At 45.4% G+C, this 15,112-nt stretch carries 12 protein-coding genes; 7 read left to right on the top strand and 5 right to left on the bottom strand.

Annotation, left to right across the window (positions count from 1 at the left end; translation table 11 throughout):
* Nucleotides 1-33 precede the first annotated feature (33 nt).
* From JN178_RS15170 to JN178_RS15155, 4 genes are all read right to left on the bottom strand, one after another.
* On the bottom strand, nucleotides 34-351 hold the full coding sequence (locus tag JN178_RS15170; RefSeq protein ID WP_202262263.1) for an ADP-ribosylglycohydrolase: 318 nt from the start codon (nucleotides 349-351) through the stop codon (nucleotides 34-36).
* A 5-nt stretch (nucleotides 352-356) separates the two neighbouring features.
* On the bottom strand, nucleotides 357-2,489 hold the full coding sequence (locus JN178_RS15165; RefSeq protein ID WP_202262262.1) for a tetratricopeptide repeat-containing diguanylate cyclase: 2,133 nt from the start codon (nucleotides 2,487-2,489) through the stop codon (nucleotides 357-359).
* A 222-nt stretch (nucleotides 2,490-2,711) separates the two neighbouring features.
* Complete coding sequence (locus JN178_RS15160) at nucleotides 2,712-3,041, bottom strand: ribbon-helix-helix protein, CopG family (protein ID WP_202262261.1); 330 nt, start codon at nucleotides 3,039-3,041, stop codon at nucleotides 2,712-2,714.
* A complete protein-coding gene (locus JN178_RS15155) occupies nucleotides 3,001-3,696 on the bottom strand; it encodes an AAA family ATPase (protein ID WP_159626792.1) in 696 nt (231 codons plus the stop codon). The genes JN178_RS15160 and JN178_RS15155 overlap by 41 nt, the downstream gene beginning before the upstream one ends.
* Nucleotides 3,697-3,914: 218 nt before the next feature.
* Here JN178_RS15155 and JN178_RS15150 point away from each other — a divergent pair, with 218 nt between their 5' ends.
* The 6 genes from JN178_RS15150 to JN178_RS15125 all read left to right on the top strand — a co-directional run bounded on the left by JN178_RS15150 (nucleotide 3,915) and on the right by JN178_RS15125 (nucleotide 12,609).
* Nucleotides 3,915-4,655 carry a glutathione peroxidase gene (locus JN178_RS15150; RefSeq protein ID WP_202262260.1) on the top strand — a complete coding sequence of 247 codons (741 nt, stop codon included), beginning with the start codon at nucleotides 3,915-3,917 and terminating at the stop codon, nucleotides 4,653-4,655.
* Nucleotides 4,656-4,801: 146 nt separating this feature from the next.
* Entirely contained in the window at nucleotides 4,802-5,794 is a 993-nt protein-coding gene (locus tag JN178_RS15145; RefSeq protein WP_232369774.1) for an alpha/beta hydrolase, read from the top strand.
* Nucleotides 5,795-5,836: 42 nt separating this feature from the next.
* Nucleotides 5,837-6,358 carry a hypothetical protein gene (locus tag JN178_RS15140; RefSeq protein ID WP_202262258.1) on the top strand — a complete coding sequence of 174 codons (522 nt, stop codon included), beginning with the start codon at nucleotides 5,837-5,839 and terminating at the stop codon, nucleotides 6,356-6,358.
* A 204-nt stretch (nucleotides 6,359-6,562) separates the two neighbouring features.
* Nucleotides 6,563-7,945 (top strand): TolC family protein, encoded by a 1,383-nt coding sequence (locus JN178_RS15135; protein WP_202262257.1) that lies wholly within the window; start codon nucleotides 6,563-6,565, stop codon nucleotides 7,943-7,945.
* Complete coding sequence (locus tag JN178_RS15130; RefSeq protein ID WP_202262256.1) at nucleotides 7,935-9,455, top strand: efflux RND transporter periplasmic adaptor subunit; 1,521 nt, start codon at nucleotides 7,935-7,937, stop codon at nucleotides 9,453-9,455. The genes JN178_RS15135 and JN178_RS15130 overlap by 11 nt, the downstream gene beginning before the upstream one ends.
* The gene (locus tag JN178_RS15125; protein WP_202262255.1) at nucleotides 9,448-12,609 is read left to right on the top strand and encodes an efflux RND transporter permease subunit; all 3,162 of its coding nucleotides are present in this window, start codon (nucleotides 9,448-9,450) and stop codon (nucleotides 12,607-12,609) included. The genes JN178_RS15130 and JN178_RS15125 overlap by 8 nt, the downstream gene beginning before the upstream one ends.
* A gap of 36 nt (nucleotides 12,610-12,645) precedes the next feature.
* On the opposite strand, the gene JN178_RS15120 is transcribed toward JN178_RS15125, so the two are convergent.
* Nucleotides 12,646-13,860 (bottom strand): dipeptidase, encoded by a 1,215-nt coding sequence (locus tag JN178_RS15120; protein WP_202262254.1) that lies wholly within the window; start codon nucleotides 13,858-13,860, stop codon nucleotides 12,646-12,648.
* A 455-nt stretch (nucleotides 13,861-14,315) separates the two neighbouring features.
* On the opposite strand from JN178_RS15120, the gene JN178_RS15115 reads away from it, so the two are divergent.
* Entirely contained in the window at nucleotides 14,316-15,092 is a 777-nt protein-coding gene (locus JN178_RS15115) for a SapC family protein (protein WP_159626807.1), read from the top strand.
* The last annotated feature ends 20 nt before the right edge of the window (nucleotides 15,093-15,112 follow it).

Raw genomic sequence — 15,112 nt, 5'->3', positions numbered from 1 at the left:
ACGCCTTTTGTTATTTAGCGTCACCCGTTGGCGCTAAATAACAAACTGGCGGTGGGGGGCCTGTAATACATCATGTCCGTTAAAGGCGACTTCCACACTGATATTCGCTTTTAAATCTTCAACAAACATCAGTTGCCCGCACACATTGCACACGTGATGAGTTTCACCACTGGCGACATGCAGCTTGGCTAGTGCTGAGGGAGCACAGTCGACTACAAGCCTATCTTTACTTACTTCGAGCTGCAACGCTTGGCAATCGGAGTGTGCGATGCTTTCTTTATCTGCATCATGTTCGTCAAGATGGTCAATTTCAAACTGAACCGCTTGGCAATGACAGCTACCTTTATACATTTTTACTACTCCTCAATGTGTTCTGGCCAAGTGATGCTAGCGACGTTGTTAAACGATGTGGCAATTCTTGAGCTCGAAAAATTGAATTTATGATCAAGTGGTGTCGGGTTTTCTCGCGGTTCTTCATAGGTTTCTATAACGCCAACCCAACCATCTCTACCTGACAGTTTGGTGGCATAGAGTGCGTAATCAATAACCGCAAAAGTGCGTTCCCAAGCGGCATCGAAACTATCCATTTTCTCTGGAGGAAGAATAGAGAAGCCAATGCTGCATGTAATATTAATAGGCGAGGGCCCATCAATATCAAACGGGGTATTCGCCACCATTTCACGGCAGCGCTCGGCGAGAATGGGCAATTCTTCGCGATTAGAATGGCGACAGACCACAAGGAACTCTTCACCGCCCCAACGAATTATTAGGTCTGTTTGACGAAACACTTCTTTTAGTGTGCGAGCAAACGCTGCCAGTACCTTATCGCCGGCAATATGACCATAGTCATCGTTAATCCGCTTGAAGTGATCAATGTCGATCAGTAAGCACAATAGATCTTGTTTTTTAGACTCTGATTCAGTGAGTTGGGTTGCTGAGAATTGGCTGCGCCTTATTTCTCCCGGTAACTGAGACTCTAAATAGTGACGATTATAAAGCCCCGTTAATGGGTCTCGAAGGCTCACCTCTTCAAGTGTTTTGTAGGCTCGTTCTAGCTCGTCATTTTTTTCTTGTAGGGTTAATGTTTGCTGACGGACTTCACGTCTTAAGAAAATGGTTTGTTGGCGCTGCTTGAAGCGACTCCATACTAGAAACATCATCAACAACCCTGCTAACGAAATGCTCCATATCAGCGTTGTTCTCAAATTTTCTCGTTCAGCTTGAGCCAGTGCTAACTGTTTAGACTCGGTAAGTTTCTCAAGCGTTCTTGATTGCCTTACGAGTTCTATCTCAGCTTGTAGGCCTTCTATGGCTGTTTTGTTCTGCGAGTCTAAAAGGGCTTCGCGCAACTGCTGAATAACTGACTGAATATCAAGGGCTTTCTTGAACTCGCCCATCGATACATAGGCACTTAGTTGCAAGGACAAAAAGCTGAGTTGCCCCCTAAGATCTTTGCTCTTTCTAGCGGTCACCGTGCCTGTTCGGGCATGAATTAGGGCGTTTTCGAAATTTTGTTCTTTTAGATAAGCTTGAGCTAAGGCTAGTCGGCCTTCTTTGACTAATTTTGCTTGTCCTGAAGAGTCAGCGAAACTCATGGCCTCTTGAAGTAGTCCTCGACCTTTGGCGATATCACCGACTTCAACAAGCGCTTGCCCCATTACAATTTTCGCTTCCGCTATAGCGCCAACATCATTAACGGCTAAAAGTAAGTCTAAACCACTCGCAATCGAGTTAACGGCGTCGTTGCTAAGGCCGCTTTTTAGTTGAAGAGCGCCAATTCTTGTCTTAGTAATGCCAAGAATACGTTTATCTTGCAACCCTTGGTTGGCAGTATCGTATGCATCTTGATAGTAGGTTTGCGCCATGGATGCTTGGTTTAGCAAGCTGTAAATATCACCTATCCGCAATAAACACACACTCGTTTGCGTTGTGTCGTTGGCCTCGCGAAAATATTGAAGCGCTTCTTTTAATGGCTCAAGTGCAGCTTCTACTTTCCCTTGTTCTTGTTGGATTATGCCTAGCTCTAAGTTGAGTTGTGCTTTAAGTGCGCTATTACGCTCTATTTGTGCAATAGACATAGCGCGGCGAATGTAAGATGTTGCAGATGTATAGTTTGAAAGCTGTCTTTCAGCAGTGGCAAGGTATAAGAGGCTTATTGCCATATTACCCAATTCACCTTGTAGGGTGTATTGGGCTAACGCTGCGTTGAATATGGCCTTTGAAACTTCAAAGCGAGAAGCCTTTTGCATAACCTTACCGAGGTCGAGAATATTTTGCGTTGGAAGGCTATTTTGTTGCAGAGCTTGCTCGAGTATAAGTAACGCTTTGCTATCCGCGTCATCATATCGCTTAGCAGCAATAAGGTTTTCAATCACTGCAGTTTGAGGAGGCGCGCCCTCGAGCGCTAGCGCTTGGGAAGGAATTAGCGATAACGAAGCAACTAAGAGCCCTATAAGTGCAAAACCAGCACTTATTCCTTTACTGCCCATCAGTTCCCATCTCCTTAATGGCGTTTTAGGTCACTAAGACCGCACTGTCGCAATGTTATCAAAGGTTACTCGCATGATAACGATTATCGTTTAATTGTGAAGAGAATTAGGAAGATTGCAGGTATTTTATTTTATACTTTAGTCTAGCGGTTTAGACGCTCTTGAATGATAGGTGAGGGCGCTAGCCCTCACCATAGCGCTATAAAGGAGGACAATGAAACCTCAACGGCGTTTATAGCTTTCTTGGATCCACTGTCTGATAAGTGCAGAGCGAGAGGAGCCTGTCTCATCAGATAGAACGGTTAGTTTATCAATGCACTCCGGCGTTAAAGTAAACGTAGCATGGCGCATGCCTTTGGCCTGCTTTGGCTTACGAAGCGGTACCACACGGTTATCTAACTCGCTTATTTGACTATTAGCGTTATCAGGAACTGCACTGATACTGTCATGCTTACCCTGCGCATAAAGAATGGCGTCGTCTATAAAGGCATCTACGCTACGAAGCGCTGGTTTAGCTAAAGGCTTCGACTTTTTGAGGTTGAGCAAACTCATACGCGTCCTCCTCTTTACCCGCCAGCAGCTCTTCAAATAACGTTCTTATTTCAGCAGCCGCTTTACCTTCCGGTTCGCTTTCAATCACAGATTTACCCGACTCTTCAGAGTCATCGTACATATTTCGGCTGAATGTGACAGCGTTAAGTACAGGAATACCAAACGAGCGACACACTTCTTTTGCTTCTAAAATGCGATTGGCTAAACTGGGTAGCGAAGGGCATTGGGTAATAACAAAAGCGGCGTTCATTTTGGGGTTAACCATCTTACAAGTAGATAGGATATCTTCCATGTGAGGCACTGTTTTGAGATCACGACGCTTAGGACGTAGTGGAATAAGTATGTGGTCGGCAACTGCCATTGAAGATCGCAATGCAAGATTGTCTTGACCACCGCAATCAATTACCACGTAATCATAATATTGGCGAAGGCTGAGCAGCTCATTTCGGATTTTACCGTAAAGCTGCACGCAATTTATTTCAGCTAGACGGGGGTCTGCTTTACGCTCTTGGATCCAATCAGATGTCGTTCGCTGAGGATCACAATCAACCATTAGCACCTTCGCACCTTTTTCTGTGCGTAAATACACGGCAATATTTTGTGCAAGGCAGCTTTTACCACTTCCACCTTTCTCACCACCAACCAAAATAATCATGGCGTAAACCCTCAACGTTACTATCTATACTGATACTACTGACACGATCAAGCGAAACAGATCGAGACGTAGTCTTGTTAATTAAAAATCATAGACAGAGGCGCTTGAGAATACAGCATCAAAATCAATATTAACGAATGTAAGCCAATACCTATTGATTTGTGTATAGGGACAATCTAGTCTTTGAAATTATCACCCTAACCGAACAAGAGGTTGTTATGTCAGAAGCGCGTTTTACTTCTAAAGAAGGTCAGAAAGTCCCTAGTGTTTCGTTTCCATGCCGTGATGACGAAAGCTGGGTTACCAAAACGACAGATGAAATATTCTCAGGCAGAAATGTCGTTGTTTTCTCGCTGCCAGGTGCATTTACACCGACGTGCTCATCTACTCATTTACCTCGTTATAACGCCTTAGCGAAAAAATTCGCAAAGCACGGTATCGACGAAATTGTGTGTGTATCGGTAAACGATACCTTTGTAATGAATGCATGGGCCGCTGATCAGGAAGCCAATAACATCACTGTTATACCTGATGGTAACGGTGAATTTACTGACGGTATGGGTATGTTAGTTGATAAGGCTGAACTTGGTTTTGGCAAGCGCAGCTGGCGTTATTCTATGCTTGTTAGAGATGGCGTGGTTGAAAAAATGTTTATCGAGCCAGATGTGCCAGGTGATCCTTTTGAGGTATCTGATGCAGACACAATGCTGGCCTATATTGCGCCTGAAGAAGAGTCTAAAGCACCTGTTTCTATTATCACCAAACCTGGATGTCCTTTCTGTGCTAAAGCGAAAACGCTTTTAGATGAAAAAGGGTATGAGTATGAAGAAATCGTGCTGGGTAAAGATGCCACGCTAACGAGCTTAACGGCAATTAGTGGTCGTGAAACGGTGCCGCAAGTCTTTATTGGTGGTAAGCATGTTGGTGGCTCTGACGACTTAGAAGCCTATTTTGCCTAGGCTGTTGCCTATCTTCTTAGCAACACCTTAGCTCGAAAATTTGCGGGAGCATGCTATTATGCTCCCGTTTTTTATTTCCGTTCGGAGAATAGTTAGTGACACGTAATTTTGCTGCACAATGCTTATTGGGTTTGGCCTCTGTTTTTATTGCTAGTTCAGTGTTTGCGCAAACGTCAGCGAGTTCGCAAACCAATGCGAGTTTTAAGGCGCTTTATGAAACCGAGTGGGGCAGCACCCAGCCATGCCGAGAAACTGCACTGAATAGATTTAGTGTATGTAGCAACGTGTTACGCAATGAAGGCAATGCACCGTTTATTTTAAATAACCCTACAAGCAACAAAGTTGCTGTACTTGTGCACGGCTTAAGTGATTCTCCGTTTTTTATGCGCGAGATAGCTGAGATTTTATTTAGCGAAGGTTTTAGTGTTGTTGTGCCATTGTTGCCGGGGCATGGAAAACGCGATGCCAATGATGACATGTCAGATTGGGATTTAGCCGAGCGTTGGCAGTCCCATGTCGACGACGTGATGAGTTTAGCTGACAGCATGGGAGATACCTTGCTGGTAGGTGGATTTTCTACGGGAGGCGCGTTGGCGGTAGAGCACTACTTAGATAATGGTCAAAATATTGATGGCTTAATGCTATTTTCAGGCGCGCTGGCATTGTCTGACAACGCTGAAGGCATGTCGCGCATTTGGGGCATTAAATTATTAGCCAAAATTATTGATGGCGATTACGAAACACATGGCCCAAATCCGTATAAGTATCCTAATGTAGCGGGCTTTGCAGGTCTTGAGTTAATGGACCTTATTAATACAATAAGAGACAAATTAGACGACGGGCAGCAAGTAGAAGTACCGCTATTTGCAGCGCATTCGCAAGCAGATGCGACCACGCCAATTCGCGGGGTTGAAAGTTTGATGGAGCTGAGCAAAGGGCCGAATTCATTCTTTGTTATTGATGAGTCCTATGCGCTGTGTCATGCAGATGTTGTGGTAAATGACACGTTATTACGTCAAATGCAATTCAATAAAACGATGGTCAACCAGCAAGAAGCGTGTGCAGTACCTCAAGCAAACCCGCTGTTTTCCACCATGGAATTGATGTTGCGACAGTACATAAAGCAGTTCACGAAATAGAGATGTATTTACTGTGTGCTTGCTTAGCGCTATGCTATTAGCATGAGTATGAATATGAGTCATTGCCGAAGTGGTGACAACGCAAGTCACGGTAACCTGCTAAGAAGACGCGGGTCGCATAAACTCGCGTTGATATTAGCTATGCTTTTGGCGCTGGTGTTGCAAGGTATGTCGCAAGTAAATGCCATGTCTTTTGTTCACAGTCATTCTCAAATGCAATCAGGCAGCGGACAAGCACCAGTTGTTAACATCGCTAAAAATATGTCATCAGAGATGACCAAAATAAAGTGTGCTCATCATCAAACTGACCAAAACCAAGTAGGGATGCAAGAGGCTGTAAAAGAGCCTATACAAGAGCCATCACTCATGATGGAATGCTGTGGTGATGACTGCAAATGCAGCACTGAGCAGTGTTTCAACACCACAGGACTAGCCCTAGTCCATCCGCTTATTCAACCGAGTGTTACTATTGCGCGTACCACCGCACAAGACCAGCTAAAAGGTCTTTGCTCTCGCATATCTTTTAAGCAATACCGCCCACCAAAATCACGCCTAACAGTCTAGATCTGCCTTGTTTTTGTTGTAAGGGGCTGCCCTTGAATGAAAGCAATGTTTATTGGGTTGTTAGAATATAAAGCGCAATTCTTAGAGTGCTAACGAAGCATTTAAGAAGCCGAATGCTCTTTCTACTTACCTTCTGACAATCACATTTAAAAAACGCAAGTCGTTTTAACCACTACGGCTTTTTTGAACAATAGTGATGACATTATGATGTATACCAATTCAATGCATTTGAGCAAAGCGTTGCGCTTGAAGGGCGTGCTTGTCGCTGTGCTGACCGCGACTTTCGTTTCGCAGTCTCAAGGCGTGTTGGCAGCGGCTTTGTCGCTAGAGCAAGCACAGCAGCTTGCTATTTCTGAAGATCCTAACCTTAAAGGCAATAGTTACAGGCAACAAGCCCTTAAAAGTGAACAATACGCATCGGCGTATTGGGCTAATCCGCAGCTTTCAACCTCGATACAAAACCTGCCTACAGACGGTTTTTCGCTTGACCAAGAGCCCATGACACAATTCAAAGTGGGTATTAAACAGCAGTTGCCACGAGGCGATGTTAATGCACTCAACTACCAAAAACTTGCGGTAATGTCTCGGCAAGTAGACACGCAGAGTGCCGCACGACTGGCATCACTGAAAAAAGCGGTTTCACTGATATGGTTGGATTGGTACTACGCTAATGAACGGCTCGCGTTACTTAAGCAAGAAGGTCAGTTACTCACGCAACTAATGGACGTTACCGAGTCTCGCTATAGTCAAGGGTTAGGTAAATCGCAGCAAAGCGATATTTTGCAGGTTCGACTGGCACAGTTAACGCTAGAAGACAAATATACTAAGGCGCATCAGGCACTGCTAGAGGCGCGTGCTGCGTTATCGGAATTCTACGGCGCACCTTTATCCTCGGATATGACGCCGGATAATCTGGCTTTAGGTGCATTGTTGTATGGCTATACGCTTGACTTGAGCGCCTTGTATCGTGTTGTCAGTGACAGTGAACCCTTTTCATTACTGCAACAGCACCCCGAAGCAAGAGGGTTGCAGTTGCAAAGTGATGTGCAAGCCAAGCAAGTTGACATTGCGCGGGAACAAACAAAACCACAATGGAGTGTTGATGCGAGTTATGGCTATCGTCAAGATGCCCAAAACGGCGCAAGTCGCGCGGACTTCGTTTCTCTTGGGGTGCAGGTAGATTTGCCGTACTTTACTAGACCAAAACAAGACGCCGATGTTGCCGCGGCTGTCTCTAGAGTCAATGCCCTAAAGACTGACTTTCGTTTGAAAGTGAATCAATTAGCGTCACAAGCGCAAATGCTTAAAGTGCGCTTGGCTTCTTTGTCAAAGCGCAAAGCACTTTATAAAAATGGGCTAACCAATGAAGTCGAAGGGCTTGCGCAGACGTTGCTCTCTGCCTATACCGCAGATACCGCCAACTTCAGCGAAGTGGTTCAAGCTCACCTTCGCCAAATTCAAGTTCAAGATTCATTACTTGCCATTCATGTTGAAGAGGCCAAAACGTTGGCGTCTTTGATTTATTTATACGCGCCGTCATTGGAAGCCTCAAACCACAACGCTATGGAGTTAAATCATGAATACTAAATCAACCGTTCGCGCGTTGTTTTTGGGCATACTAATAGGTGCAGGTCTTAGCGGTAGCATCTGGTTTACTTTTCTAAAACCTATGGATGAACATAGTAGTGAAGGCGAAGCAGCTAAAGATAGCGATGCGCCTTTGTATTGGGTTGCGCCAATGGATGATAGTTACCGCAGAGATAAGCCCGGCAAATCACCGATGGGAATGGATCTGGTTCCTGTTTACGCCGACGCTAACACTGACAGCGCTACTGAGCGTTCGCCAGGTGTTGTGATGATATCGCCTCAAGTACAGCAAAATATGGGGGTGAAAACTGCGCCAGTCCAGGTTGGACGGCTCGATTCAAGTGTGACTTCAGTGGGGACAGTGGTTTACGATGAAGATGAAATAACACACATTCACCCACGAGTTGAAGGCTGGATAGACACCCTACACATAAAGTCACAGGGCGATGTCGTAAAAGCGGGTCAGCCGTTATATACCTTGTATTCTCCTGAACTCGTGAACGCTCAAGAGGAGTATGTTCTTGCGCTTAAACGCAATGATCGAAGGTTAATTGAAGGCGCAGAACAACGCCTTAGCGCGTTGGCCTTGAATCGCTCTTTCATTGAAACGCTTAAAAAAACGCAACAAATATCGCAATCGGTTACTTTTAACGCACCCCAAAGCGGTGTGGTAGAGGCATTGGCTATTCGGGAAGGTTTCTTTGTTCAGCCAGGCACCACCATGATGAGTATCGCAAAGCTGGAAAGTGTGTGGGTGCTGGCGGATATACCTGAAATGTATGCAAACCTAGTGGGTATAGGCGATAGCGCAGAGATCAATTTAGATTATTTGCCGGGGCAAACCTATTACGGTGAAGTAGACTATATTTACCCGTCGCTGTCAGCAGTAACCCGCACATTGAAGGTGCGCATCGCACTATCAAACCCAGATTCTAGGTTGAAGCCAAATATGTTCGCGAATGTGTTGGTGAAACCTCAACATGAAAACGTTGGATTACTGGTGCCTAAAAGTGCAGTAATTCGAACCGCAGCCAATACGAGAGTTGTCCTTGCTGATGATAACGGCCAATTCAAGTCTATCGCCGTTAAGCTAGGGCAGCACGACTCGCAATTTTACACCGTGACGGAAGGGTTATTGCCTGGAGATAATGTAGTGATTTCTGCACAGTTTTTGATTGATGCAGAATCATCAAAAGACAGTGACTTTATGCGTATGCAAGCGCCAGAACATCAAGCGACGACAACAGGAGAAATAAAAGAAATTGTCGTAAATGATGAGTCAGTATCGTTTATGACTATAGCACGAGGACCCATTGAAAAATGGGGTAGAGGGCCTGCCACTATGTCCTTTGCGTTATCACCGCATATTGACCCAACTTCATTTAGTGAAGGAATGAAAGTCATCTTTACCTTTGTAACGGGTGAGGAATTTGTTGTTATAGATATGCGTCCTATAGAAAACGCCAATACGTCTACTCATCAGCACCATGCGGAAATGAACCATGATTGAATCAGTCATTAGATGGTCAGTCATCAACCGAGTCATGGTGTTGTTATGCGCAGTAATGTTGAGTATTGCAGGCGTATGGGCGGTCAAGCAAACGCCAGTTGATGCAATACCTGACCTTTCGGACGTTCAGGTCATCGTCAAAGTCAGCTATCCGGGGCAATCTCCTCAGGTGGTAGAAGATCAGGTAACGTTCCCTTTAACATCAGCATTAATGTCTGTACCGGGGGCAACTACTGTACGTGGTTATTCGTTCTTCGGTGATGCTTATATTTACGTCATCTTTGATGATGACACCGACATGTACTGGGCGAGAAGTCGCGTGCTCGAATACCTTAGTCAGGCCGCCCCGACTTTGCCTGAAGGCGTTACTCCACAACTTGGTCCTGACGCTACTGGGGTTGGTTGGGTCTATATCTACGCCCTTCAAAATGAAGCCAGTGCCAAAACTCCACTTGATTTAGGAGAGCTTCGTTCGCTGCAAGATTGGTTTTTGAAGTATGAGTTGCAGTCGGTAGAAGGGGTTTCTGAAGTGGCAACGGTTGGCGGTATGGTGAAGCAGTATCAGGTTATTGTGAGTCCTGAAAAACTGCGCGCTTTGAACATTATTCCTTCGGCAATAGAGCAAGCGCTTAAACGGGGAAACCGTGCAACGGGAGCATCGGTTATAGAAATGGCCGAGGCTGAGTACATGGTCACCGCGCAAAACTATATCGGACAAATAAGTGATATAGAAGCCATTCCAACAGGGGTGTTTGAAAATGGAGTGAGTATTAATATTGGCGACGTGGCTAATGTGGTTGAAGCGCCTTTGATGCGTCGTGGCATTGCAGAACTCAATGGTGAAGGAGAGACCGTCGGCGGCATCATTGTGATGCGCTATTCAGAGAATGCAAAAGCCACAATCGACGCAGTTAAAGCGAAACTGGCCAGTTTATCGGCGAGTTTGCCTGAAGGCGTAACGCTTGTGCCGGTTTACGACCGCTCAACGCTTATTGATAATGCGGTAGACACACTCTTTGACAAACTAATAGAAGAGTTAATTGTTGTAGGGTTAGTGTGCCTAGTCTTTTTGTTTCATGTTCGCTCATCGTTGGTGGCGATGATAAGTCTCCCGATTGGGATACTTAGTGCGTTCATTATCATGAAATTACAAGGGCTCAACGCTAATATTATGTCCCTTGGCGGTATTGCTATTGCCATCGGTGCCATGGTTGATGGGGCGATAGTCGTTGTCGAGAATTTACATAAGCACTTACATCAATATGCGTCTTATGAAGAAGCAAAAGGCACAAAATCAGGTTCGCTTTCTGCACAACAGCGCTGGAAAATCGTCATACAATCAACGTCAGAAGTGGGGCCTGCGTTATTCTTTTCACTGCTGATTATCACGGTCTCCTTCGTACCCGTTTTTGCACTAGAAGCGCAGGAGGGGAGGCTCTTTTCACCGTTGGCATATACTAAAACCTATGCCATGGCAGCAGCGGCTGCACTCGCAATCACACTCGTGCCAGTATTAGCTGGATATTTTGTGCGAGGCACCATTAAGTCAGAGCAACAAAACCCTATTAATCGCTTGTTGGTGGGGATGTATAAGCCTGCGCTCAACCTAGTTTTGCGCTTCCCGCGCAGTGCACTCGTGGGGGCGGTGCTGGTTTTACTTTCATCCCTGTGGCCATTAAGTCATCTGGGCAGCGAATTTATGCCCGAACTGGACGAAGGTGACTTAATGTATATGCCCACGACTTATCCTGGTGTATCCATCGGCAAAGCACGTGAGCTGCTTCAACAAACTGATAAGCTGATTGCTACCTTGCCTGAGGTTAAAAGTGTATTTGGTAAAGTAGGGCGAGCGGATACGGCCACAGACCCAGCACCGCTTACTATGATTGAAACGTTCATTCAGCTTAAGCCAAAATCACAATGGCGGGACGGTATGACCACACAAAAGCTGAAGGATGAACTCAATGCACTTGTACAGTTTCCGGGCCTAACGAATGCGTGGGTTATGCCAATTAAAACCCGAATTGATATGTTGGCGACAGGGATCAAAACCCCAGTTGGCATAAAGGTGGCTGGCCCTAAACTGGATGTAATCGAAGAAATAGGGCAACAAATAGAGCAACTATTACCTAATGTTGAGCACACCGCTTCGGTTTACGCAGAACGCGTAGTGGGCGGGCGCTATATTGATGTGCAAGTGCATCGCGATAAGGCCGCAATGTATGGGATGAGTATCGACGATGTGCACAATATTATTGGTAACACTATTGGCGGACGTGCTATTACACAGTCGGTTGAAGGACGCGAACGCTATCCAGTGAGCATGCGTTTTCCTCAACACTATCGCGATACCCCTGAAGCGTTGGCGGCATTACCTTTTTTCACACCAAGCGGTGTTCATACTACCTTAGGAAGTGTGGCAACAATTGACGTTACCAAAGGACCTGCGGGAATTAAGAGTGAAAATGCGCGATTAAATGGCTGGGTATTTATCGACATAAACGACAGTGATTTAGGTGGCTATGTTGAGCGTGCTAAAGCCTATTTGAACGACAACCTCGTTCTACCTGCAGGTTATTCGCTGTCGTGGGCGGGTCAGTTTGAATACTTGGCGCGAGCTAAAGCCAAGCTTTCTGTCGTAATCCCAATAACACTAGCGATTATTTGTCTATTACTTTACATGGCGTTTAATCGCCTAAAAGACGTATTGTTGATTTTAGCGACGCTACCGTTAGCGTTGGTAGGCAGTATTTGGCTACTTTATGGCTTGAATTTCAATTTGTCTGTGGCGGTGGGAGTTGGTTTTATCGCGTTGGCAGGGGTTGCTGTTGAAATAGGCGTGATCATGTTGGTTTATCTTAATCAGCATGTAACAGAAGTCTCTCGTGCTGATGAAGATGATGCGGGTGTTTCAGTTAATTCGCGAATACAAGCGGCTATTGTTCACGCTGCTACCATGCGTTTGCGCCCTGTATTAATGACATCGTTTTCCATCATTATTGGTTTGTTACCCGTGCTATACGCAACGGGTACGGGAAGTGAGGTCATGCAACGCATTGCAGCGCCCATGGTAGGCGGAATGCTCAGTGCGTTAGTGTTAACGTTGTTGGTTTTGCCCGCGGCGTACTATTTACTAGTACGCCAGCGAGATTAGTACGCCAGCGAGCGTAACGTCATATCAGCATTATAATTAGTGAGCAGCAGCGTAGTCTTCTACCTGCTGCCACACGCGTAATAAATTACCGCTGAGTATTTTTTCAATATCTTGGCGCTCATAACCTCTATCAAGCAATCCTTGAACAAGATTTGGAAAACTCGCCACATCCTTAAGACCGATAGGCAGTGAGTCGCCAACACCATCGTAGTCAGAGCCTATACCTACATGGTCAACGCCTACGAGTTTCACCACATGATCAATGTGGTCGAGTACTTCATCTAGCGTTGAATATGGATAGGGCACTTTCTTGCGGTAGTCTTCATCAAAAGTCGCGAGTTTAGGGCTGTCTTCACCCTCTTTTTCAATCAACGCTTTGCGCGCATTCGTTAGCCCAGTGCGCCATTGTCCGGCAGCTTTTGTCACAAAACTCGAGCCAAAGTTGATCATGATTACACCACCGTTTTTGCCAAGCGCTTTAATCATCTCATCATCCATGTTGCGCTCAAAGCCTGGTGTAAAGCGTCGCAATGATGAGTGAGAGGCAATAACGGGCGTCTTCGTTATCTCAATCACTTGATAAAAAGCATCGTCAGAAACGTGAGAGATATCCAACATGATTCCAATGTTATTCATCTCTGTGACGAGGGTTTTACCAAAGGGACTTAAACCTTTCCACTTGCGGCGCAGATCATACGACGAGTCGGAGATATGGTTAGCTTGGCTATGGGCAAGGGTAATGTAGCGAATACCACGCTCATAAAAGTCGTTTAGGTTTGCCAGGTCGCCTTGAATAGGAGATCCATTTTCCATACCCATAGGCAAAGAAATCAGCCCATTTTCAAATTGCATTTTCACCTGTGATGGGCTTTTCGCTATCGCGAATTTATCAGGTGCGCGGGCAACAATGGCTTCAACAGAGTCGATGAGTTCATGGGCAAGTTGTGTTGATTCAGGTGAATTATCTAAGCTCGCCGGTACGTATATGCTCATAAAGGGGGCATTTAGTCCGCCTTCAACTGCACGAGGGTAATCAAAGTCACCACCCTCAGTGGCTTTGGTTACATCAACCCATTTCTCTTTGACGCGATAGGGAACATCGATATGTCCATCAACAATTATCGTTTCTTTAGCAATGTTTTTTGCTTGTTGCGAGGCTGAATACGTTTTGGTTTCTTCAGAAAGCGTGACTGTGCTGAACAATACCGTGATGGCTAAAGCACATGTAGAAAGTGGGAAGCGCCCCTTCATAATTAAATTCCTTGTTTTATTGATTGCTTTGCAGATTTTCATCGCATGTGTCATGTGAAGGACAGTCGAAAGAGTAAATCATAATCACAAACGCCACAATGGGGAGGCGCGGGTTATGACACTGTAGCGAGTAAGCGCACTGTGCAGTGTCCCTCGCGAGTAAGTTTGGTCCCTTTTAAGTTAATTTGGTCTCCTTTAGGTAAGTTTGTCTATTTTTGCAGCACTTGTGCTCATTCACCTAAATTTTACATTGCAATAAAAATTTAAAACTTGTTATGGTGAAGACTGCGTGACTTCATTGCGTTAATGCGTAATACTCCTGAGCGCTCCGCCCAATATCGATATGAATGAATCGATGACAGACTCGACTCTGTGGGGCCAACGTAATTTTAAGTGGTACCCGCCCTCTTTTCATTATTAGCCGGGACCACAGCAAACAAGTATGAGAAATAAATATGGCTATGAATTTTGTACCGCTAGATAAAGAAAAGCATAAAGACCTAAAAATTGCGGTAACGTCTTCTTTCAGCTTCGCTAAGGGTACTCACCTTGCGGCAGCATCAATTCGTGAATTCGCTCAATTGGCATCTACAATGCCATTGGTGTTTATTGAAGACACCAAAGCGAAGCGTCACCACGTTGTGACCATGCTTGGTTTAGAGCAAGGTCAAAACTTGTTCCTAACAGGTGACAACTGGAAAGGTCCACACGTACCAATGAACATCCTTCGCTATCCGTTTGATGTTCGCCCTGACGGCGACAAGCTTGGTGTATTCATCGATGAAAACACAGAGCTAGCGTCTGATGAAGGTCAGCCACTATTTACCGCCGAAGGTGAAGCGTCTGAATTCTTGGCAAATCGTCAGAAATTCTTGTCAGACCTTGCAAACAGTGAAATGCTGACTCAGCGTTTTGTTGACAAAGTGGTTGAGCTGGACCTACTTGATCCAATTCAAATTCGTCTAACTTACCAAGACGGCAAGCAGCGCAATGTAACAGGCATGATGAGCATCAACGAGAAGAAGTTGCTTGAACTGCCTGACGACCAAGTACTAGAGCTACATAAAGCCGGTTTCCTTGGTGCACTTTATGCGGTAATGATGTCAATTGGCCAACTGAACCGTTTGGTTGAGTTGTCAAATGACACAGAAAACCCAATTCGCAGCATGCAGCTTTCTGCAGTGAATGCACAAGCTCAACAAGCTACTGGCGAAGAAGCGCCAAGCGCGTAAATTGCTCGCAAAATTGAATA

This window comes from Alteromonas sp. KC3 (genome assembly GCF_016756315.1).
Lineage (GTDB): Bacteria > Pseudomonadota > Gammaproteobacteria > Enterobacterales > Alteromonadaceae > Alteromonas.
The sequence above is the reverse complement of the archived record's forward strand: the minus strand, read 5'-3'. Positions and strand labels throughout refer to the sequence as shown.